Annotated in this window: 23 protein-coding genes; 4 read left to right on the top strand and 19 right to left on the bottom strand. The window is 41.8% G+C overall.

Going from position 1 to position 22,609, the window contains the following annotated elements:
• Positions 1 to 107: 107 nt before the first annotated feature.
• From dnm_RS05430 to dnm_RS05415, 4 genes are all read right to left on the bottom strand, one after another.
• A complete protein-coding gene (locus dnm_RS05430) occupies positions 108 to 1,040 on the bottom strand; it encodes a hypothetical protein (RefSeq protein ID WP_207681681.1) in 933 nt (310 codons plus the stop codon).
• Positions 1,041 to 1,212: 172 nt separating this feature from the next.
• On the bottom strand, positions 1,213 to 2,229 hold the full coding sequence (locus dnm_RS05425) for a DNA-methyltransferase (protein WP_207681680.1): 1,017 nt from the start codon (positions 2,227 to 2,229) through the stop codon (positions 1,213 to 1,215).
• A 100-nt stretch (positions 2,230 to 2,329) separates the two neighbouring features.
• Positions 2,330 to 2,833, bottom strand: a complete 504-nt coding sequence (locus dnm_RS05420; protein ID WP_207681679.1) for a hypothetical protein — start codon at positions 2,831 to 2,833, stop codon at positions 2,330 to 2,332.
• A 92-nt stretch (positions 2,834 to 2,925) separates the two neighbouring features.
• Positions 2,926 to 3,648, bottom strand: a complete 723-nt coding sequence (locus tag dnm_RS05415; protein ID WP_207681678.1) for a hypothetical protein — start codon at positions 3,646 to 3,648, stop codon at positions 2,926 to 2,928.
• Positions 3,649 to 4,577: 929 nt separating this feature from the next.
• Between dnm_RS05415 and dnm_RS05410 the strand changes: the two genes are divergently transcribed.
• On the top strand, positions 4,578 to 4,820 hold the full coding sequence (locus dnm_RS05410; RefSeq protein ID WP_207681677.1) for a hypothetical protein: 243 nt from the start codon (positions 4,578 to 4,580) through the stop codon (positions 4,818 to 4,820).
• Between the two features lie 93 nt (positions 4,821 to 4,913).
• Positions 4,914 to 6,113 (top strand): ABC transporter substrate-binding protein, encoded by a 1,200-nt coding sequence (locus dnm_RS05405; RefSeq protein WP_207681676.1) that lies wholly within the window; start codon positions 4,914 to 4,916, stop codon positions 6,111 to 6,113.
• A gap of 678 nt (positions 6,114 to 6,791) precedes the next feature.
• Here the strand turns inward: dnm_RS05405 and rfbD are convergent.
• From rfbD to dnm_RS05335, 14 genes are all read right to left on the bottom strand, one after another.
• Entirely contained in the window at positions 6,792 to 7,691 is a 900-nt protein-coding gene (gene rfbD, locus dnm_RS05400; protein WP_207681675.1) for a dTDP-4-dehydrorhamnose reductase, read from the bottom strand.
• Position 7,692: 1 nt separating this feature from the next.
• Positions 7,693 to 8,250 carry a dTDP-4-dehydrorhamnose 3,5-epimerase gene (gene rfbC / locus dnm_RS05395; protein ID WP_207681674.1) on the bottom strand — a complete coding sequence of 186 codons (558 nt, stop codon included), beginning with the start codon at positions 8,248 to 8,250 and terminating at the stop codon, positions 7,693 to 7,695.
• Positions 8,251 to 8,500: 250 nt separating this feature from the next.
• Entirely contained in the window at positions 8,501 to 9,373 is an 873-nt protein-coding gene (gene rfbA / locus dnm_RS05390) for a glucose-1-phosphate thymidylyltransferase RfbA (RefSeq protein ID WP_207681673.1), read from the bottom strand.
• A gap of 34 nt (positions 9,374 to 9,407) precedes the next feature.
• Positions 9,408 to 10,445 (bottom strand): elongator complex protein 3, encoded by a 1,038-nt coding sequence (locus tag dnm_RS05385; RefSeq protein ID WP_207681672.1) that lies wholly within the window; start codon positions 10,443 to 10,445, stop codon positions 9,408 to 9,410.
• Positions 10,446 to 10,448: 3 nt separating this feature from the next.
• Positions 10,449 to 11,135, bottom strand: coding sequence for a ribonuclease III (gene rnc, locus dnm_RS05380; RefSeq protein WP_207681671.1), 687 nt, complete (start codon positions 11,133 to 11,135; stop codon positions 10,449 to 10,451).
• A gap of 166 nt (positions 11,136 to 11,301) precedes the next feature.
• Positions 11,302 to 12,186: a PHP domain-containing protein gene (locus dnm_RS05375; protein WP_207681670.1), complete on the bottom strand. Its 885-nt coding sequence runs from the start codon at positions 12,184 to 12,186 to the stop codon at positions 11,302 to 11,304.
• On the bottom strand, positions 12,176 to 12,538 hold the full coding sequence (gene dksA / locus dnm_RS05370) for an RNA polymerase-binding protein DksA (protein ID WP_207681669.1): 363 nt from the start codon (positions 12,536 to 12,538) through the stop codon (positions 12,176 to 12,178). The genes dnm_RS05375 and dksA overlap by 11 nt, the downstream gene beginning before the upstream one ends.
• 972 nt (positions 12,539 to 13,510) lie before the next feature.
• Positions 13,511 to 13,828, bottom strand: coding sequence for a hypothetical protein (locus tag dnm_RS05365; protein WP_207681668.1), 318 nt, complete (start codon positions 13,826 to 13,828; stop codon positions 13,511 to 13,513).
• A 105-nt stretch (positions 13,829 to 13,933) separates the two neighbouring features.
• Positions 13,934 to 14,299, bottom strand: coding sequence for a hypothetical protein (locus dnm_RS05360; RefSeq protein WP_207681667.1), 366 nt, complete (start codon positions 14,297 to 14,299; stop codon positions 13,934 to 13,936).
• A 44-nt stretch (positions 14,300 to 14,343) separates the two neighbouring features.
• The gene (locus tag dnm_RS05355; RefSeq protein ID WP_207681666.1) at positions 14,344 to 14,664 is read right to left on the bottom strand and encodes a hypothetical protein; all 321 of its coding nucleotides are present in this window, start codon (positions 14,662 to 14,664) and stop codon (positions 14,344 to 14,346) included.
• 80 nt (positions 14,665 to 14,744) lie between these two features.
• Positions 14,745 to 16,826, bottom strand: coding sequence for a molybdopterin-containing oxidoreductase family protein (locus dnm_RS05350; protein WP_207681665.1), 2,082 nt, complete (start codon positions 16,824 to 16,826; stop codon positions 14,745 to 14,747).
• Between the two features lie 117 nt (positions 16,827 to 16,943).
• Positions 16,944 to 17,282: a type II toxin-antitoxin system HicB family antitoxin gene (locus dnm_RS05345; protein ID WP_207681664.1), complete on the bottom strand. Its 339-nt coding sequence runs from the start codon at positions 17,280 to 17,282 to the stop codon at positions 16,944 to 16,946.
• A gap of 762 nt (positions 17,283 to 18,044) precedes the next feature.
• A complete protein-coding gene (locus tag dnm_RS05340) occupies positions 18,045 to 18,299 on the bottom strand; it encodes a hypothetical protein (RefSeq protein WP_207681663.1) in 255 nt (84 codons plus the stop codon).
• Complete coding sequence (locus dnm_RS05335) at positions 18,292 to 18,507, bottom strand: hypothetical protein (protein ID WP_207681662.1); 216 nt, start codon at positions 18,505 to 18,507, stop codon at positions 18,292 to 18,294. Before dnm_RS05335 ends, dnm_RS05340 begins: the two co-directional genes overlap by 8 nt.
• 109 nt (positions 18,508 to 18,616) lie before the next feature.
• Between dnm_RS05335 and dnm_RS05330 the strand changes: the two genes are divergently transcribed.
• Entirely contained in the window at positions 18,617 to 18,820 is a 204-nt protein-coding gene (locus dnm_RS05330; RefSeq protein ID WP_207681661.1) for a DUF6485 family protein, read from the top strand.
• Positions 18,821 to 19,244: 424 nt separating this feature from the next.
• Here the strand turns inward: dnm_RS05330 and dnm_RS05325 are convergent, their stop codons facing one another.
• The gene (locus tag dnm_RS05325; protein ID WP_207681660.1) at positions 19,245 to 19,583 is read right to left on the bottom strand and encodes a hypothetical protein; all 339 of its coding nucleotides are present in this window, start codon (positions 19,581 to 19,583) and stop codon (positions 19,245 to 19,247) included.
• A 338-nt stretch (positions 19,584 to 19,921) separates the two neighbouring features.
• Between dnm_RS05325 and dnm_RS05320 the strand changes: the two genes are divergently transcribed.
• Positions 19,922 to 22,570 (top strand): FecR domain-containing protein, encoded by a 2,649-nt coding sequence (locus dnm_RS05320; protein ID WP_207681659.1) that lies wholly within the window; start codon positions 19,922 to 19,924, stop codon positions 22,568 to 22,570.
• Positions 22,571 to 22,609: the final 39 nt, after the last annotated feature.

The raw sequence follows: 22,609 nt of genomic DNA, 5'->3' as shown, positions 1-22,609 counted from the left end.
TCGGAAAAATTGAGAATTGAGAATTGAGAATTGCTAATTAATGAGCAAATTAAGCGGTAAAAAAAAGCGGACTGAAACGGAGTTTTTTTGTCCTCATCAATGGCGGGTCAGGCAACATTGATTTTATATTCTCTTAAAATCTCAATCCATTTATCAATATGGAATGTAGTCAGGATATAATAACGATTAATTTTAGTGTGTTCAGTTTTTTTGACAATATCGAATATCAGATACTTGTCAATAGGAATATTATGTTTTATTTCAACAACTTCAAATGGCTCATCGTTATCACCGTAAATTTCGATATCTCCGAATCCATGTTTGTCGGAAGATGTATGAACTTGCAAAGGTAACAATTTTTTATTTTCGTATCTTTTTGAATTAGGAATGAGTATTTCATAAATAGAATAAATTGCTATGACAGGCAAACGTGAACTTAATTTTTCAGTAAAATGCTTTTTCAGCATTTCAATTATCAGATTAATATTTAAAATCCCCAAATTCGTGATTTGTTCCCTTGCTGATTGAAAAATCAGGTCATCTCTGCTTGAAAGTTCTTTTAACTTAGAAAAAAGATAGCGGAGATATTCCTTCGGATCAGCATTCCCAACTTCAACCTGTTCAAAAATATTCAGAAAACTTTCTTTGAGTTTTTTGTTTCGTATTTTTAACTTCTTACCTTCATTGCCATTCCATCTGATTCGTTCCCTGGTTGCCAAGGTCAAAAATGCGCTTTCTTTATTCGCATATTTGGGAAAGTAATTTTTGAAAAACGGAGTTGTAAACTTGGTGTCCAAAACTCGTGCTGAATAGCCATTTTTAAAATCCGTCCGATGCAAACGGATATCCTGACCAGGGTCTGATATTTTTTTGACCAGACTTGTTGCCAATGCAGAAACTATGGATTTGTTTCCTTCGATTTTCTCTATCAGAAAATCCACGTCCCTTCGGATAACCGCATCAAATTCCTCCCATCTGTTTTCGGATACTATTTTACGAGCTTCCATGTATGCCTGTTCCAATATCTCTTTCTCATTCATATAAACTCCCATGTCCTGCGGACACAACGAATGATGAAAGTTTATAGTTTTTCCTAACATTTAACACTTAACACCTAACACTTTCATATAAACGGCCATGTCCTGACGGTCACAACGAAGTATGAAAGTTTTGAAGTTTTTCCTAACACTTAACACTTAACACCTGACACTTTCATATAAACAGTTCTTGCTGATAATTACTTTTTTTCAAGCGATTATTTGCCAGTTCCACATATTCGGGATTTATGTCTATGCCGATATAATGTCTGTCAAGATTTTTAGCTGCCAAGCTGGTTGTTCCGCTTCCATTGAAAGGATCCAAAACAATATCACCCGGCTTTGAGAGCAGGCGAATCAGTTCCTGAACAATGTAAAGCGGATAAACTGCCGGATGTCTGTTGTCCTTGGTGATTTCCACAGGGCTTTCAATAACATCTCTTTTCAGCCTGTCTCCTTTTATCCTTATAATTGTAAAACCGTTATTGACAATCTGGTTATTTCTTCCCCCTGCCTGTCCGCCGTAAGCGAGTTTGTGTATTCCCCTTATTTTCATTCTAAAACTGCTGATCTCACCCGCATGAACCGCTTCGATGGCTCTCCTCAGTTCTCTCCTCGCATTCTTTTTTTCATTCTCAGACAAATCAGATTCGTCAATCAGTTCGAAATATTTTTTACCCAACTTATCCGAAGGTCTGCTGTTCCGGCTTCTGTTCAGATCATCAAGATGCTTCAGATAGTTGCTCAGATCAAAATGATATTCTTTTGATTTTGCAAAGACAAAAAAAGGTTCGGTTGACTGTATCAATTTACGTTTGTCCTGCCGGGGTGTCGGGTTGAGTTTTATCCATTTTATGTCATTGACAAGAAAAACTTTTTGGCTCTCTGTCGCTTTTATGGCAAACCGGTACGGAATCAGACGTAGCCCGCCTTGTGAATATTTGTCGCCGATATTATAGACTATCGTTCCTGTTGTCTTGGTCACTCTGACACTTTCAAAAAATACGGCTAAGAGATTGTCCAAATATTCTTTTTCCGTGCTTTCGTTTCCAATACCCGAATTTCCGTTTCCATAATCTCTTTGTTGAAAATACGGTGGGGACGTAATGACCAGATCAACCGAATTATCTCTGACTTTTTTTAATACTTGCAGACTGTCGCCTAATATTATCTTATCGTTATATTGTTCCATTGGACATTTTGTTTCTCAGTGTTGCATAATAAAAGGTTAGGAATTAACAAAGGGGGGGAGACATTTTTTATAACTTATTTTCAATTGTCAAAGAAGTTATTCAATTTTCAACATAGAAATCCTCTTCTAAAAGACGAACTGTTATGTCTTTAAAAGGATCAACTCGGTTCCGATGGGCCCCGGGAGTTAAATAATCAGCAAAAATCAGCGACCCCTCCGCTGCTGCTTTGAGAGGTAATTCCTGAACCGGGATGTTCTGTCCGGGGACCCATTCCCAGCTCCAGCAGTCCAAGCTGATCCCTTCAGGATTATCCCGTTTAATTTGTTCCCGTTTTTCAAACCATTCTTTTGCAGGCATTTCAAGGAGTTTTTCCAGAAGTTTCTCATCGTAAATGAAAACCAAATCCAGAGCTATGGGGCTGTTTCTATTTGCTTTTTCAGAAATATTGACTGTGAAATGTAATTTTCCTCCTAATAGCGATCTGGTACGGATGCCGATACCGCAGGAGAAAAGTGTCCCCGCCATGATCAGAAACAGAAATAACGATATGATGATATGAACGGAAGCAATATGATTTTTGACAACCTTATGAAAATTCATCATAAAAAAAGTCATTTATAAAAAAAGCAACTCATTAATTTAAATGTTAATATAGTCTGTATGGAAAAAAAAAAGCAAGTATAAAATGAGATTTTTTACTTTCCCCCAAAAAGGTATTCGGATAACTTCTTAAAAAAATTGCTAAAAATGCCTTGTTCCTCGCGATCTTTCCGGGTTTGAATTTTTACTCCCGAAACTGTCCGCCTCTCTTTCTCAAAACGACTACTGTGTTCAACAGGGTCAATGATTAACAACGGATAAAGGATTTTTATAAAATAATGATTCTGAGTGGTTTCATCGGTTTTATTAGCATAAATATCAGTGTCACCTTTGCTGACGCGGGTTTTTTTTTGAGAAAATAAAACCGTGTATTTTTTTCCTTCATAGATAATTTCCCTGTCTTTGAACTGATACATATACGCACCCGGATCATCTGTGACAGGATCATATTTTGATATTTTATTAAAAGGTATTAATCTTTCTTTATTCTCAGAAGGGGGTTCAAACTGAATGTACAATTTATTCAATTCATCCCCGTCTGTTTTGCGGCATATCCCGGGGGTGTGTTTCGGAATCTTAATTTCCATAATTTTTCTGTTCTTTTCAACACGAATCTTACGGCTGTCACTTGTGATAATTTTTTCTTCAGATTCAACACCCCGCTGAAGCAATATTTGCTGGCTGATATAAAACTGTATGTTTGGCAAATAATTTTTAAATTCTTTGCCCTGTTCATAAGTAAACGGGACAAATGATCTGCATCCTGCAACCAGCATAAAAACAAAAACAATAAACAGAAAACGAGAAGGGTTCATCATCAGCCTCCTTTGGTTTTAAATCTCGTGCTGCCAAGCAGTCAAAGCGATACGATCACGACTGAAATGTTATGAAACTCGATGATCTGGTTTGGACAAAAAACCTGTCATTCCGTTCGATGAACTGAAGAGGATATCCGGCTGTCACATCCCGGGTTTCCCTCGAAAAGGGGAGGCAGATTGTCCTATTTCGCCGGGGAGCCGGTTCTGATGTCTTTTTTTATCCATCGGAAATTCCTCCTTAAAAATAAGTTATTATATTTTACAACAAGGGTGAAGGGCCTGTCAATGCAATAAGGGAGCCTCCCCTAAATCCGTTATAATCAGCTTTTTTTTTATGAACCCATGTACATGGCACTGGTTCCGTTCAATGGGAAAGCTCGTAAAAACAGATGGTTATATGAACAGACCAAAAGTCGGCCAAACTGCTGTTTTTTCAAACAAATTCGATAAATTTCCCTGAAAAATCCCATTGAACGGAACCAGTGCCATGTACTTGAGTTTTCAAAAAATAGCTTACCATTTTTTTAAGTGTATGGCATGATATTTGCGTCGGTTGTTTAACTTTTCAAAATAGTCTGATAAAAAATAATACTGGATTCTGACTGGCAAATATGATAAAAAATATTACTTTTAATTTTATCTGAGTCAGGCAATTCTTATCGGCAAAATCTTCCAACAGTCTGATAAGTATCCGCTCAGGAATTTTTTAATCTTTCCGAGTCGCTGACAGCCTGAAAATTAAGGATGCGATTTCTGAAAAAGATTAAAAAATTCCTGTATGGGTGCTTATAATTCGGATTTGTCAGTTTTACGGTTGTCAGTCACCCGGGGAAGAAATGCCGGAAACTGCTGTCACCTTGATGTGAATGAGAAGCACATCCGGGTCAGAGAACCGCTCTGTTCGGATATGACAAATTACCGAGGTCACAATGAAAATTCCATGTGTCTTCCTCCTCCGTCTCGGAAACTATGAGCAAAGCACTGCCGGAGAATTGTCAAAGGATTCATCAACGATTCCTTCAGCAGTCCGTCGTGAACAGTATGAGAATCCGAAGGCTTTCATAGAAAAAATTCAGAATGATGAGGAGTTTGTCAAAAAATGGCCCGAGGTTGAAAAGAAAAACATTTTCAGAAAACGAAAGGTTCGTAACGATCTGATTAAACTAAATTAATTCGATGCGGAAGAGACGGATTCGGCAGCTTAAAGCAAAAAGCATGCCAAAACATTCATTTGTCAAAGAACTATTTTTCGAAAACTCAAGTATATGATGCAAAAAAAATTAAATGATTTGATTGTGGCGGTGTTGCTTGCAACTGCGCTCTTTTTTCAGGGAGCAGCGCATGCTCAGGTAATTTTAGGGCAATCATGTGCAATATCCGGCCCCACCTCTTTTCTGGGATTGGAAATGAACCGGGGGGCAAAGGCTTATTTTGATAAAAATGACAGTGAGATCACGCTAAAGCTTCTGGATGATAAATATGAGCCTGCAAAATGTATTGAAAATACCAACAAATTTTTGAAGAACGGTGTTACAGCATTGTTTGGCTATGTGGGAACGCCGACTTCCAAAGCCGCGGTTCCTCTGGCAATGGCGAAAAAAACGATTTTTTTTGGCGCATTTACCGGTGCGGATTTTTTAAGCAATCACGCGGTCAGCCCTTATGCCTTCAGTTTCAGAGCAAGTTATGACGCGGAAATTGAAAATATGGTAAAACATTTAAAGGAAGACCTGGGTATCACCAAAATAGCATTGTTTGTTCAAAGAGACGCTTTCGGACTGGCCGGGGTAAAAGGCACTGTCAAAGCGGTTGAAAAAATCGGAAACATGGAAATTATACCGCGGGTTCCTGATATCCCCAAACCTCGCGCTTTGAAACAAAAATGGGATGCTTTTTGGAATGCTGTGCCGAATTATAAAAGAAATACCATTGCAGTGGGTCGGGATGCGAGAAAGATATCAGGAAATAAAAATATTGAAGCGGTCATTCTGGTGGGGGCTTACCGACCCTGTGCCGCGGCAATAAATCTCTGGAAGAAATTGAATTTTGACGCTGTTTTTATAAATATTTCTTTTGTCGGCAGTAAAAGGCTGGCGGAAACTTTGGAAGATAATGTAAAAAATGTATTTATCAGCCAAGTTGTTCCGGATCCCTGGAATTCAGGTATTCCCATTATCAGAGAATATCAGGAAGCCATGGGAGATAATTATGGTTTTGTCAGTCTTGAGGGTTACATTGCGGCAAAAATTATACATAAGGCCATAGCGGATGCTGGCGATTCTGTCAGTTCCGAAAGCCTCAGAAAAAAGCTGGAAGCAATGGCCGGGTATGATGTCGGAGGAATGAAAATATCCTTCGGCCCCGGAGACCACCGGGGGTCGGATTCTGTTTATATGACCCAGATTGAAAATCCTGGGAAAAAATCATTCAGGATTAAATATGTGAGTAAGCTTACTAAAGAATAACATATTATATTTTCTCTACAAGGATTTTATATTTGGACTTTGGACAAACAAATTTGCTTTAAAACAATTGTCTAAAATAATTACATTATTTTTAATTGTCATTAAATGCAAATAATATCAAATGGTTATAGCTATTTTTCTGTATTTAGATATAATGTTCTGATTTTATTGAAATATATTTATTCGGGAGTTTGGGAAAATCAGCAGTTGTTCAAACTCCCAAATAAATAATTAACAAAAATATCAATATAATAGAATGATAAATAATATTTTAAATAGTTAATGTTTTATGTTATTAAATCAGTGTGATATATAACATTTTCATTTTGGGTTGATATTTTGTCCAAAGTCCAATTTATATAAGAAATGGGATTTAACCCTTTTACCATGAAAATACATTCGGAAAAGCCGGGTTTTTTTGTCTGTTCCCACCGCATATTTTCATGACCGGGGGTGAAAAACCCGGCTTTTTTATGAGCGTTTCTTATGAATCCCTCTTCTTATATAAAATCCTTGTAGGGAAAGAGAGAACAAGCAGCAACCGGCAACCTTAGCCTGATGTATATGGGTTTGCCAACCCCGTCCGGTAAAAAAAAGAAACTGGCAGGGTGGACAACGCGCGAAGAACTCAGGCCGGACACACCGTTGAAAGCGATTTGTCCGCCCCGCATGGCTAACTTATTGCTCTGTATTCAACATGATACGATCAATTATAATTTTCAAACTTTTTTGCCAAGGCCTGGTGGTTATTCCGAAATTTTTTTGAATCCGTCCGCAGTCAAGGGCGGAGAAAGGCGGTCTTTTTGCCGCTGTGGGATATTCGGCAGTGGTAACGGGTTCCACACGGGTTGTCTGAATTTCCCCATATGGTTTTGCCAGTTCAAATATCATTTCTGTAAAACCGTGCCAGGAGGTCACGCCTTTGCCGCAATAATGGTAAGTTCCCCATGACGGGGCAATTTTTCCGGCATCTTTCAGAACCCCTCTGGCAATACTTAAAGCAGCATCCGCCAAGTTTGCCGCGCTGGTCGGAGAACCGTACTGGTCCGCCACCACCCTGATGACCTCTTTTTCTTTCCCAAGCCTGAGCATGGTTTTTACAAAATTCTGACCGTGCGCGCCATAAAGCCACGCGGTTCGCAATATGATATGTGCCTCTGTCTGAGACCTTACCGCGTCTTCTCCTGCGGCTTTGCTTTTACCATAGACGCTCAGAGGGGAAACAGGATCTGTTTCAGAATATGGGGTTCCTTTTTTTCCGTCAAAAACAAAATCCGTTGAAATATGGATCAGGGGAATATTCATTTTTGCACAGGATGCGGCAAGATTGGCCGGGCCGTCCCTGTTCACTGCAAAGGCAAGCGTTTGCTCTGTTTCAGCCCTGTCAACCGCAGTATAGGCCGCTGCGTTAATCACAAGAGCGGGGCAAGTGTTTGAAAGTGTGTTTTCAACCTGAGCGATATCAGTGATATCTGTTTCAGGAAGGTCCGCTCCGATAATTTCAAAATCAAAGCGATCTCCCTGCCTTGAAAGTTCCCACCCAAGTTGTCCTTCGGATCCGGTTACAAGAATTTTCATCTTAGTCCTCCGGGGAAAAAAGTTGTTCAGGAAGCAGGTCAGAAAGATGCGGATATTTCCTATCCTTATCTGAAATGACCGGGTTTTTTACGGGCCAGTCAATACCAATATCAGGATCAGACCATAAAATACCTCCTTCATCATCAGGCTGATAAACATCCGAGCATTTATATAAAAAATGGGCGATCTCACTGAGTACGCAGAAACCATGAGCAAATCCCTCCGGTATGAACAACTGCCGTTTGTTCTGCTCTGACAGATGAATGCCTGTCCATTTTCCGAATGTGGGCGAACCGGGCCGGATGTCAACCGCCACATCAAATATCTCACCAGTAATCGCCTGGACAAGTTTTGCCTGGGGCCGTGTGACCTGAAAATGCAGTCCTCTCAGCGTTCCCCGCGCGGAAAAGGACAGATTATCCTGAACAAAAGTGTGATTTATACCGAACTCGGAATATCTGTGCTGCTGATAGGTTTCCATGAAAAAGCCCCGGTTATCCTTAAAAACCTTAGGCTCGATGACAAGGATGCCTTCAATTGATGTTGTAATAATATTCATGGTGTTAGTTTACGCTATATGCCACAAATAATGCCACAAAGGCACAAAGGCACAAAGGCTCACGAAGGCGATTTGTGTGCCTTTGTGCCTTTGTGCCTTTGTGCCTTTGTGGCATTCATCTGTCCGTTATTTTCTTCAGTTAAAAAAAAGTTGCACATGGTGTTAGTTTATAAAAACGGAAGGTAGGAATAACTGTGGAAACAACAAATTGCAAACATATTCTCGTTCCAGGCTCTGCCTGAGAACGAGTTTAATACTGATGATGAATCATGTTGATAAGATACTGTCCGTAACTGTTTTGTAAAAAAGGCTGGGCCAGATTTTCCACCCGGGCCGCGTCAATATAGCCTTTTCGATAAGCAATCTCTTCAATGCACGCGACTTTAAGTCCCTGCCTGTTTTCAATGGCCTCAATAAAAGCAGATGCCTGCATCAGTGTTTCATGCGTTCCGGTATCAAGCCAGGCAATGCCTCTGCCAAGTCTTTCCACCCGGAGTTTTCCCATCTTCAGATAGACTGTATTGACATCAGTAATTTCAAGCTCTCCCCTTGACGAAGGCTTCAGCGCCGCTGCAATATCAAGAACCTGATTGTCATAAAAATACAAACCCGTTACTGCATAGTTGGATTTGGGGTTTTCAGGTTTTTCTTCGATGTCGGCAGCATTGCCTGATTCATCAAAACTCACAACTCCGTAACGCTGAGGGTCTTTTACCCAGTATCCGAAAACGGTCGCGCCCCTGTTCTCTGTTTTTGCCTGATTCAGTTGTCCGGTAAGGCCGTAACCATAGAATATATTATCTCCCAGTATCAGACAGACATCACCATTTCCGACAAACTCCCGTCCGATAATAAATGCCTGGGCAAGTCCTTCGGGACGGGGCTGTTCCGCGTACTCAAAAGAAATTCCCCATTGTGAGCCGTCCCCCAAAAGTTTTTTGAAAAGCGGGAGATCATGCGGTGTTGAAATAACAAGAATTTCCTGTATTCCTGCCAGCATCAGCACAGAAAGCGGATAGAATACCATGGGTTTGTCATAAACCGGAAGCAGTTGTTTGCTGACCACCCGGGTAATGGGATAAAGCCGTGTGCCTGATCCGCCTGCAAGTATGATGCCTTTCATGGGGTATCCTTTTTTTGAAACTTGAAATTTGAATTCACCGGCACTGTGCAAGATGTAACGCTTTTTCTGAAACTGAGGCATCAGGAACAATGTCTATGGTGTTTACCTGAAATCTGTTTTTAAGGATTTCAATGTTTTTATTTTTCAATCCTCTCATTTCGGAAATATTTCGCGGATGCACTTTTATGGAAATCGCTTCATACGGACCATTTCCCAAGTCTGATATTGATGAGACAGCCATGTCGAGAAATATTTCTGAGTGAACAAGGTGTCCGAAAGCAGGATGATAAGGTCCTGCCAGAATTTTCGCTCCTTTTTCAAGGTCCTCTGATACCTGAAGTCCCATGCGTATGACCGGAATCTTTTTTTCCCTGAATAAGAGGTAAATCTTTTTCACAAGGGTGACACATTCCTCAAGGGACATAGGGGAATATTTCCCGCTGTTGTACAATTGGGCGAGCATACTTTTTTCAAGAACCAGCGTGGGATAAATTCTTACAAAATCAGGCGAAAGTCCGGCAATGCCGCGAGCAGTGTCAAGGGTCTTGGTTTCATCATCTCCTGGCAGGCCGGTCATCATCTGTATGCCGAGTTCGTAATTTCGTTCTCTTAGCAGATAAGCTGCTTTTTCTGTATCCGTTGCTGTGTGGCCGCGGTGCGCCATTCTCAGGACCTGGTTATCCATGGACTGGGCCCCGATTTCAATGGTGGCAACGGGAAAATCTTTTATCATATCAAGACGTTTATCATTTATGGTATCCGGGCGGGTTGAAAATCGGATGCTGTCAGCCTTTCCCTCGTGTACAAACCAGGCAGCTTCCTGAAGCAGCATTTCCATATCTTTTCTGTTGATTCCCAGAAAATTTCCACCATAGAATGCGATTTGAACTGTTTTCCTGTGCGCTCCCTTGTAATTCAGAAATCCGTTGATTAATAAGCGGAGATGTTCCGGAGAAATAATCTCCCGTTTCACGTTGGTTACCGCTGTCTGGTTGCAGAAAATGCACTGATGAGGACATCCCACATGAGGGATAAAAACAGGAATGACAAACGGTTTCTCAGATGGTTTCATACGTTATTCCAGTTCCAGAGTCTCAATCGCTCTTCTTGCGGCATCTTGTTCCGCCATTTTTTTACTTTTCCCAACACCTTTAATAGAAAACTCACCCACATTTATTTGCACAATAAAAGTCTTATCATGATCAGGTCCGCTTTCCTGTATCACTTTGTAAAAAGGTGTCACTCTCTGAGAGACCTGAACAATTTCCTGAAGTTGGCTTTTGTAATCATAATTTGAAGCCGAGGTCCCGATAGAAGGAAGCAGTGTTGAGAAATGATTTTTAATAAATTTGAATGCCGCGTCAAAACCGCCGTCCAAATAGACAGCCGCGATAACGGCTTCAAAGGTATCGGCCAGTATGGATTTTTTTTTCCGCCCGTCTGTCTGAATTTCTCCCTTGCCGAGTTTTACATAAGAACCAAGGTCAATCATTTTTGCGATTTTTGCCAATTGATATTCATTCACCAGGCTGGCACGCATTCTGGACAGATCTCCCTCAGGCAGATCCGGATAATTCTGCATGAGAAGATGTCCCACAACAAGGCTTAAAACCGCATCGCCCAAAAATTCAAGTCGCTCATTGTCCCGCAGATCCGTCGCAATTTGTTCATTAACATAAGAGCTGTGGCGGCACGCCTCATCCAAAAAAAATTTATTCTTAAATTTATATAGAAGTTTTTCTTCTAATTCTGAAATCTCCATGTTGTCAGTTGTCAGTTGTCAGTTATCAGTTATCAGTTAAATACCCGGGCAAAAATTTTTCGCTATTTTTTCCGGAATGCTGAAACAAAACTTGGGTACTCCGGATCAGAAAAATGCTGGAAAATTTATGGACAGATACTTATCAGCAGCCAGCAGTAGCCAAAGGTTACTGATCACTGGTAATTGATAAAACTAATTTTTCATATAAGGCGTATGGCACAAAAAAATCCCCTCTGCCTGATCCCATTTTTATGTCCGGCTTTACAGCACCGTGAAAATCCGTCCCTCCTGTCAGCAGCAGGCCGTAGCGGCTGGCAATTTCAGAATAAAGGACGATATGACCGGGCGAATGTTCCGGATAATAGACCTCAATTCCTTTAAGTCCCATTGGTTTTAAAATGCGGATCAGATCTTCAAGCGGCTTACCGTCAAGGGGGTTCAGGAGTATCGGATGGGCAAGAACAGGAACGCCCCCGGCTCCGAGTATGACCTCAATTGCCTGACTGCAATCTATTCGATATTTATCAACATACGCGGGTTTGCCGTTCGCCAGATATCTGTCAAATGCTTCATTGACAGATTTGACAATCCCTTTTTTTATCATTGCCCGGGCAATATGAGGTCTGCCAACCTGACCTTCTCCGAAGTTCTCCAGCACCTCGTTTAAAGAAAGAGAAATTCCCAGATGATTCAGACGTTCTATAATTTGGGGATTTCGGTTTTTTCTCGCTTTCTGAAGAACATCAAGGGTCTGATTTAAAACAGGATCATCCAGACGTATCCCATAGCCCAGTATATGAAAGCTTCCGGTACAGGGATAAGAAGGGGGAGATGCCGCACTTATCTCAATACCGGTTAAAAACTTAATCGAAGGGGGAATTCCGATAGAAATGGCCTCTTTTGAACCGGCAATCGTATCATGATCTGTGATGGCAATCGCCCCGAGTTTAAATTTCTGAGCCATGACAAGTATTTCAGATGGAGAAAGTGTGCCATCCGAAGCATCGGAGTGAACATGAAGGTCAATCCTTACAGATTTATTACAAGCCAAGGGCCCTCTCTTTAGCCTCCTCTTTGGTTTTACACTCGATACACTGGGTTGTAACAGGTCTGGCTTTAAGCCGTTCTATGCCGATGTCTTCGCCGCATTTGTCACAAATCCCGAATGTGTCATCTTCAATGCGCGCAAGGGCTTTTTTAATTTTTTTAATGAGTTTATGCTCTCTGTCTCTTATCCTGAGCATAAAATTCCGATCCGACTCAAGGGAAGCGCGGTCTGTAGGATCCGGAAAATTTTCTTTTTGAACAGTCATGCCCGACACAGTATCTCCTGCCTGGTCCAACAGATCTTCCATCTGTTTAATCAGAAGGGCTTTAAAATATTCCTTATCTTTTTTCTTCATGGTCAAACCTCTGAAATGCACCATTATTATAAATTTAAAAAAGATTAAATATGACATGATTTAATTTTTATGTAAATAAAAAAATATCATATCTGTCACGTTCAAATGAAGATTTGTCTTAATATTATTTAAAATAAAGCAGTTACAAAAAAGCAATTCTGAAGATAAATTAAATTAGGGCGCATTCCCATTTTCCCGGTATATTATGTAAGTAACTGATTTAACTGATTTGATTAAAACGATTATAAAACTGAATCTTTATAAACCAGATACTTACAGCGCTGACCGGTAAATGGAAACGCGCCCTTACATCATGATATTTTTAAATGTTTCAATTCTCAATGGTTCGGACGGTTTTTGAAAATTAGAGGAACTTTTAACTGTAACCTATTGAAATTAAATGGTTTAAAGCTTTGAAATCAAAATCTCCAGATATTGTAAAAATATGTTATAAAATATGTCCGAGCCACTGAATTCTGATATTAAAAAAAGGATTCAGTTTTCCTGTAAAAAAATACTTGTCAAAATGCGGGTGCTTCAAAACGTGCGGAGACAACACAGAGAAATTGTTTTTCTGAGATAACGTGAGCTTTTGGTTATTACTTTTAATCTTGAGATGATATCCCAGTTCCCAATGATTTTTAGGTTATGTCATAAAACAGGAAGCTGCGTCAATGGGGCAAAGAGAGTATTCAGAGGTAGTAATTTCCTACTTGGGTCGGGGAATGTCAGATTTGCAGGACGTTGCCGGACGGGGGGCAACCCATATGCATCAGGCTAAGGATTTTTATGATTCCGGAACGCCCGAAAATAAAGGTTTTGCCTTTCGGCCGTCGCCCGGTCAGTTTCAATAAAATCAGAATGTCATATCCTTAGCTTGGTGCGTATGGGGTTGCAACCCCGTTCGGCAAAAGGCAAAAAAAGAACATCAGACCTGCGGGATTTTCAAAACCTTGAAGGTCTTTTGGAAAACTATTTGGCACGTTTTGCTGTAAACATTGAACGGTCCCCCATATGAAATTTAATTTTCCCCTCAATAATATCTTTTTCTTTCATCTTAACCCAGCCGCTGCCAGAAGCAGTGTCCATTTCATCATTGCCTTCCCATGTGAATTCAAGTTTTTCATCTTCTTTTATGAATTCACCGTCAATATATCCGGTGACTAATCCGAACTGGAAATTTCCGTTGCCCTTTTTATTGATTTTAATATAGGCCTGTACTTCCATATTAAAATAACTTTCATCCCACATTTCCATTTCAACAATATGCCATGTACCAGCAAATTTCATATCTTCCCCCTTTGTTGTTCATTTTCAGCAGATGGAAAATTTTCATAAAGCCGGAGTGCAAAAATTAAGCGAAGCGGTTTTTTGCAGAAAGCCGGAGTGCAAAAATTAAGCGAAGCGGTTTTTTGCAGAAAGCCGGAGTGCAAAAATTAAGCGAAGCGGTTTTTTGCAGAAAGCCGGAGTGCAAAAATTAAGCGAAGCGGTTTTTTGCAGAAAGCCGGAGTGCAAAAATAAAGCGAAGCGGTTTTTTGCAGAAAGCCGGAGTGCAAAAATTAAGCGAAGCGGTTTTTTGCAGAAAGCCGGAGTGCAAAAATTAAGCGAAGCGGTTTTTTGCAGAAAGCCGGAGTGCAAAAATAAAGCGAAGCGGTTTTTTGCAGAAAGCCGGAGTGCAAAAATTAAGCGAAGCGGTTTTTTGCAGAAAGCCGGAGTGCAAAAATAAAGCGAAGCGGTTTTTTGCAGAAAGCCGGAGTGCAAAAATTAAGCGAAGCGGTTTTTTGCAGAAAGCCGGAGTGCAAAAATTAAGCGAAGCGGTTTTTTGCAGAAAGCCGGAGTGCAAAAATTAAGCGAAGCGGTTTTTTGCAGAAAGCCGGAGTGCAAAAATAAAGCGAAGCGGTTTTTTGCAGAAAGCCGGAGTGCAAAAATAAAGCGAAGCGGTTTTTTGCAGAAAGCCGGAGTGCAAAAATAAAGCGAAGCGGTTTTTTGCAGAAAGCCGGAGTGCAAAAATAAAGCGAAGCGGTTTTTTGCAGAAAGCCGGAGTGCAAAAATAAAGCGAAGCGGTTTTTTGCAGAAAGCCGGAGTGCAAAAATAAAGCGAAGCGGTTTTTTGTACCGGACATTCATTCGGATGATTCCGACAGGATGCAAAAAACCGCTTCGCTCTATTTTTGCACTCCGGAAAAAGTTTTTGACCTACTGATTTTTCATTTTTTTCGTCTGATCCTGCACAAAAGTCCTTTGAGATTGGGTGTGCCGAATTCTTTTCCCAATGTTTTTACAGAGGTAAGCATATTAAAGTTGGCACTTTTCCATTCATACTGAGTTTCGCTTTTTCCTTCGGGAAACCACCATCCGTAAGCCGCGAAAACCACCCCTGGCTGAATCTTTTCAGTGAGATGTGCAAACTGGGTGATGGAACCGGACCGGGTTTCAATAACCAATTCATCCCCTTCAGCGACACCGTATTCAGCGGCTGTTTCAGGATGAATTTCCGTGACAGGCCGGGGACTGTGTTTTCTTAATTTTTCCACCCATCTGTAAGACGAATGAAGATAATACCGGTCTTTGGAACTGGTAAGTATCAGCGGATATTCAGGATCATCTGCCTCCGGAGGCCCGGTAAATCGGGGCAGGGGAGACAGATTGAATTTTTCAGCCCGGCTGAGACGTAATTCTGCTTTGCCTGTGGGGGTTTTAAAACCTGAAGCCTCATATTTTTTGAACCGGTCTTCGCCCTTCAGATATCCCTGTTCAACAAACTGCTCATAATTCAGTCCGGCCGGTTTCAGAAGCATGTCCAGAAAGCCTTCGTAATCTTCATGCCAGTATTCCCCGGAAGTGAGATTTTTTCCCAGTTCATTTAGTATTTTCATATCAGGCCAGCATTCTTCCGGCGGATCAACCACTTTGGGACGGGCCAGAATATGCCCATGTCCGAGGCCGTAGTGACCAATATCATTGAATTCAAAATGTGTTGCCGCGGGCAATACAATGTCCGCAAGAGAGGCCGTGGGAGTCATAAAAATGTCGGACACGGCAAAAAAATCAAGGCTCATTAATGCGTCAAAGGTGCTGGGGCTTTCTGTGTAACCCATCAGGGGATTGGCACATTGAATGTAAGCTCCCCGCACCGGATAGGGGAATCCCTCAAGCACAGCTTTTTTGAAAAAAGCAGGAGGAACCGTCATAAATCTGGGAATGGTGTGATGGTGTGCGTGAATCATTTCCTTTCGTTTTGAAGGGATCAGATCTGCTCTTACAAAGGGCCCGAGACCGAGAATGCGGGGTTCGTTTGCCTGAATATTGCCTCCGGGAACATCAAGGTTTCCGCATATGGCCATGAGACAGACAAGCGCGCGGGATGTATCAAAAGTGTTGATGTTCTGCTCAATGGGATTTCCCCACTGAATCGCTGCCGGATGGGAGGCAGCGTAATACCTCGCGCTCTCCCGGATAAGATCGGCGGGAACCCAGGTGGCCTGGGACATCTTTTCCGGTGTGTAATCTTTGACATGGGTTGCAAGTTCTTCAAAACCGTGGGTCCAATTTTCAACAAACGCCTTATCATACAGCCCTTCTTCAATGATGACGTTCAGAAAGGCCAGAGCCAGGGCATTGTCTGTGCCGGGCTTTATCTGAAGCCAGAATTTGGCTTTTTTGGCAAGGTCTGTTTTTTTCGGATCCACAACAATCAGTTCGGTTCCCTGTTTTATCTGATTTAACAGCAGGCTGCATATCTCTCCTTCTTCATTGGTTCCGGTGACATTGCTTCCCCATAAGATCACTGTCTTGCTCTGATGATGGAAATCCGCCACAGGATAAAACCCGCAGGTGTGCATTCCGCTGACTTCACGGGGCGCGTGGCAGACATCCTGAACCGCAACCAGATTGGGGGAACCAAAAAGGTTTGCCAGGCGGATCAGGACAAAATGTTCCAGTCCTTTGGGCATTCCCTGGCAAAATGCCACTGATTTTGCCCCGTATCCTTCTCTGATTTTGGAGAGATTTTCAGAGATGGTCTGAATGGCTTCAGGCCACGATATTCTCTCCCAGTTTCCCTCCCCGCGTTTTCCCTTCCTTTTCAAAGGATGCCTGAGACGGGAGGGATGAGTAAGGCGATCCGGAGATGCCAGTGCTTTTGGGCACACATAGCCTTTGTTTAAATAACCATCCGGGTCTCCTTTGACCTGAACAATTTTGTTGTCTTTGACACCGACCAGCAGGGCACAGCCGCCATGATCCATTCTGGCACAGTGGGTCTTTATCCAGTGAATTTTTTCTGTCATTTGATTTGCCTCATTATTTACTCGTCAGTTGTCAGTGGCAAGGCATTGGACAATTTCTCGCCCTGATATTTCCGACAGCCTTGTTAGGACACTTCCTGTTATTTTCCGATATTTATATTATCCTGTTGACAAATATCTTTCCAGAGCTTCCGTCACTACTTTATTGAGGTTGATTTCCTTTTCCTTGGCAAATAACACAGCCTTACGATGCAGATCGCTTCCGGTTCTGACATTAAAACTCCCCTTGAATGGTTGCTCCGGCTCTGTTCCCTCCTCTTTGCAAAGTTCCAAATAATCATCCACGGCTTCCTTGAAAGCTTTACGCAATCCCTCGACATCTACCCCTTCGTAGCTGACCAAATTTTGAATAAATTCGATCTTACCGTGAAAAACACGATCTTCATCGCTGTAATGAACGGAACCATGATACCCCTTATATGTTATCATATCTTTCATAACATGCTCTCCCGTTCTAAAATATTTAGAATGTCATTGATTATATACATTTTAAGAATATTATCAGGATGTGGTTTATGGAGCCTAATGGGATATCTATATGAAATGTAATCATTTTTTCAGAAAAGGAGAATAGTAATAAGCAAAAAGCTTGGTTAAACGGCTTTATAGCGTAAGTTCGCCATGTTGATTTATGTACAAGTCCAAGGCATAGTCCAACAATTCTTGAATCTCCTGATTATCTTTACAGATTGCCTTAAACAGAATTTCTTTAATATTTTTCCATGTCCACCAAGCTGTGAGCGTATATTCCTCATCTTCTTTGAATTGATTTTCAATGTTTTCAAACTGACCATTCGTTTAATAAAAACAAACTTTTGTTAATTTTATATCAAACAAAAACGGAGAGTTGTAAGTGTCTCTCTGTGATTTCGGAATATTATCACTGATCTGTCCGGGTGACAAAGGAGCCTTTGCTGATTTTTCAGCCGATTTTTTATGTAAATAACATAAAGGAGGCCGGATTTCAATATCTTCTGAAAAAAACTTGGAATTTTTTTCTCTGTATGGTATCCGGATGGCATCTTCCGAAACAGGAGGGGATGAAAAATGAATAAGATATTTGTACTGATATCGGCAGCGATGCTGATACTGATGTCACAGCACGGCTTTCTCATAAAAATATAAGCTGCAATTTAAAAAAGTTAAAAAATTACTCATTTTAAAACTGAGGTGTAAATAACCGGGGCGGAGATGACATTCTTATATGAAATTTATTTTGTGAAGCATATCTTCGAATTTATCTGTACAGTCAGTGAATTTTTCGACAGCGGCCTGAAAGTTGGAAATTCCCGCTTTGCGAAATATTCTGATCGCCAATGTACGCAGACTTCCCATGACCTGAGCCTGATTTCCGTTTCCGGTTTTCACCCTGTCCTCCTGAAAACTCAAGTCTCCGACCCGGTTGTCCGATTCAACGCCCCAATGTTTCCTGACCGCTGTCAGAAAATCATTCAAGTTTCGCCCTCCTAAGCGGCGTGAAGTCTGTCAGTGCATCAGTGAGAGCTTCGATGCAGGACTGAAAATCATCCTCAGTTTCAAAAAGATCAGAAACAGTTTCAAAACTGATAAGAAAAAGATCATGAAAAAAATCCCGGAGCCTCTGAGAATAGCTGATAACGGCATACTCGTCAGCCAGATATCCGATCCTCCCAAAGTCACACACAACTATTGACGGAACTCCGATGGTTGTGTATCAAGAAAGTTTCCGGTTTGAATTCATATCACTCAAACAGGGCAACACTTGGAATCAGTATTAAATTTAGGAGAATGTTATGGAATGCAAAAAAGAGCAGAATCTTGAGTCATGTAACTGTAGCTATGAACCTTGTTCACGTAAGGGAATTTGCTGTGAGTGTATAAGTTATCATCTGAAAAGCCGGCAACTTCCCGGTTGTTGCTTTCCGGATGACGCGGAGCGGACCTACGACCGATCTTTTGAACATTTTGCAAAGCTGGTTATGGAAAAAAAGGTGTGAATCTTTGTTGTACAAAATTTCTGAATGACCATTTAAACGAAACCCGCTGACAGATTCAAACGAAGGCGGGCAGAGAACCCCGGGTTTTTCCGGCGGGAAAAGCCACCTCATCCGGGGAAAAAACCCGGGTTTCTCAGCTGTCCCGCAACAACCCGGAAACATTTCGAGCTGCTGAGATTTGCATAGCGGATTTCGTTCTGTTACTCGATAATCAAGTTTTCTGGTCCGGCCTGGCCCGGACAGGCTGTCATTCTGTCCGACAGCCCGACTGGGCCGGCCGAACGCTGAACTCCCGCCAAAGCCTACGAAAAGCAGGTCTGATAAAAAAATATCACGGTTCCGGGGCTGTGGATTCCTGCTTTCGCAGGAATGACAAAAAAACTTGATTATCGAGTGTCACCAATAACAGCCCATGGACAAATCTCTAACTCGGGTTTTCATAAAAAATATAATTTGTTGAATAATCACTGAATTCAAAATATACTTTTTTCTCTCCCTTATCCACCTGATAGTTTAAATTTTCATCAATATACCCATAGCCATAGCGATAGGGCCGGGTCTGCGCCTCAGAAGTTCCGTAAGCAGTGGAAAGCTTATCAATTCTGATAAATCGCTTCATAATCTTATCACCGGCATAAACATCAAGAACACCGTTTGTTCCTGTCCAATTTTGAAATGACCGGCTTAATTTGTTTTGCGATTCCTGAGTGCATCCTATTGTAAATACAAATAACGAAAACAAAATAAATGCAATATGCTTCATATTTCACCTCCTCACATCGTGATTTCTCAAAAAAAATATATATACAGAATTATTATAATAATTAAAATGTAAAATAAAATCAAGAGATATTCTGATATTTTTCCCCCTTTATAACAAACTGGAATGCAGTTCGGAAGAGGGAAGTTCAGCTAATTTAGCTTGACACATAACAGCCTTTTAACTATTATTAAAATTTATGAAAATGGATGGTTATCATCAATATGCAAAACAGTTGGGATTTTTATCCGCACCACCGGAAGCTTCCGGAAACCGCCCCTCAGCTTATTTCAGAAATAAGAATGGCAACCCCCGTTCCTTATTTTATATAAAGTATTCCTATGAATATCATCTGTCATAAACAAACATTGATTTGCTTCATGGTTCTGGTGATTTTGGAATATAGCGGTATAGCTCTTTTTGCCAATGTTCAGCTCGGAAATGCTGCCCAAGACAGCGCAGTAATCACCATTAAAGTAGAGAAAAATCAAAGTATCCGGGATATATCCGAAAAATACCTCGGGAATCCCGATCTGTGGGAAGATGTACTCCTTGCCAACGACCTGAACCGGAGTGAAGCAGATAAGGTTCACCCCGGAATGATGCTTCATATTCCTGTCAGAGCCATATCCCTGGCGCATAGTGAACTGAAAAACTCAAAAATTTTAATTGGGCAGGCAACCCGAAACGGCGCGAAACTCTTTGCCCCTGACATCATTGCCAAGGCAATTGATCTCAGAGACGCTGCCCTTGAAAAGCGAACGGCCGGAGAATGGGCCCGATGCACAAAATTGGCAAAAGCCTCGGCAGCAGAGGCAAAAAAGGCGCTGAACATCAGCATTGAGAATCAGGATGTGCAGGCCGAAGCAATGGTGGAGTATCAGCAGGGCAATGTCCAACGTCGAAAGCCCTCCGACAATCTGTGGAAAGATGTCTCTCGGCGTGATATTCTTATGGAAGGTGAAAAAGTTCGGACTTTGTCCGCATCCTATGCGGAAATTCTTTTTCGGGACGACAGCCGCCTGCAACTGAAAGAAAATGCTCAGGCACTTATCCGTAAAATGCGGGAGAATCCTCTCGAAGACACACAGCAAACAAAGGTCAATCTGATTGAAGGCGATGTGTTCGCGCTGCTTTCGGGCGGTAAAAAGGACAGCCGATTTAATCTGGATATCGAAGGCATTGCAATGAATATCGAATCCAGACAGTTCAGGGTGGGCCGCGGCAAAAAAGAGACCCGGATTGCCAACTACGATAAGGGCAAACTTGAAATTGAGGCCAAAGGAAAAAAAGTGGTACTCAAGGAAAACCAGGGATCTGTGGTTCCTCATAATCAGGAACCATCCGCGCCAAAGGAACTGCTCCCCAGCCCCGGGCTGCTTAAACCAGCAGACGGGGATGAACGATTTGATCTCAGAACAGCCCTGACTTGGGAAAAAGTAAACGGGGCCGAAAGCTATCTGCTGGAATTATCCTATAACGCATCCTTCTCAGAAATTATCTGGGAGGAAATGATTCGCTGTACCGCAGAAGGTTCCGTGAGTCACATTAAAGGAATGTTTCCCGGTCATCTGGGAGCCGGGACATTTTATTGGCGAGTCAGCGCGGTTTCTCCGGATAAATTGCCGGGACGTCCCAGCAAAGCCAGATTCTTTCGCATCATAAAGGATGATACTCCGCCGTTTCTTGTCATTCTCACCCCCGAAGACGGGGCAGTTTTTTCAGAAACCACATTGGAAATATCTGGCAATGTTGAAGACGGGGCAGCAGTGACCATCCAGAATCAGCCGGCTGATGTCACTCACGGAGGGAAATACCGGTTCCGATATGAATTATCCGAAGGAGAAAACAGCATTATTGTCAAAGCCGCTGACCGGGCTGGAAACATTTCTGAATTGAAACGTACTGTCACTTTTGTTTCAGGGAGTAAAATTAATCTGACATTTGATGCTTCGCTGCATCAGATCGCTCATAACCATTTTCTGGCAAGGCATCCCGGATGGTTCATGCTGGCCGGGAAAACATATCCTCATGCGCTTGTAACTGTCAGGAATTCAGACCGGCCGGATACAATCAGACCGAAATCAGAGAATGTCAGAAAGAATCCTCTGATTCATAATTTTTCCACAACGGCTCAGGCAGATGCCCAGGGCCGTTTTCAAATGAATTTACGGATCACAGGACAGAAAGAGGAATTTGTCATTGAAGTCTCCTCAGCAACCGGGGAAGTTCTGAAAGACCGTTTTACCGTTGAAACGGACACCGAGGCACCGGTCATACACCTGACCGATGAAATCCCTTCTGCCACCATCAAAAAAAAATTATCCATATCCGGAACAGTTCAGGGGGCAGTAAGCCTGGAACTTGAAACTGGAAACTTGAAACTCGGAACTGGAAACTGGAAACTTGAAACTGGAAACTTGAAACTTGAAACTCGAAACTGGAAACTTGAAACTCGAAACTTGAAACTTGAAACTCGGAACTCGGAACTTGAAACTCGGAACTCGGAACTTGAAACTCGGAACTCGGAACTTGAAACTCGGAACTCGGAACTCCGACATCAAGTTTCAAGTTTCAAGTTTCAAGTTTCAATTTCCAAGGGCATAAATCTCCTGCGCTTTGTGGCACGCGACCGAGTGGGAAATGTCAGTCTGCTGGAAAAAACAGTTCTGTCTGATACAGAGGCTCCTGAATTTATTCTTTGGGGGGCTTTGCCGCGCAAGGTCAGGGGCGGGGAAAAAGTAAGACTGAGGGTTCGGGCAAGAGATGCAGCGGGCCTTGTCAGAACAGCTCCTTTTACTGTGACAATCGGAGAATACACTCATAGCGGATATATGATGCGTTCCTCATCCCCTTCTCTGAGGGACAGAGGGGACGTTGGAGAATACATCGCATGGTTTCGTGTTCCGGAAAAAATTAAAGGCAAGGTAAAGCTTAAAAGCATTACATTATCCGATTATCTTGGTAACACCGAGGAATATCATTTTTAGTTTTTCACGAAACTTTTTTGATACCAGACACTCACATAC

It is taken from the genome of Desulfonema magnum, from assembly GCF_017377395.1.
Classification (GTDB): domain Bacteria; phylum Desulfobacterota; class Desulfobacteria; order Desulfobacterales; family 4be13; genus Desulfonema_C; species Desulfonema_C magnum.
Note: the sequence above shows the minus strand (reverse complement) of the source record. Positions and strands in the feature narration are given on the sequence as shown.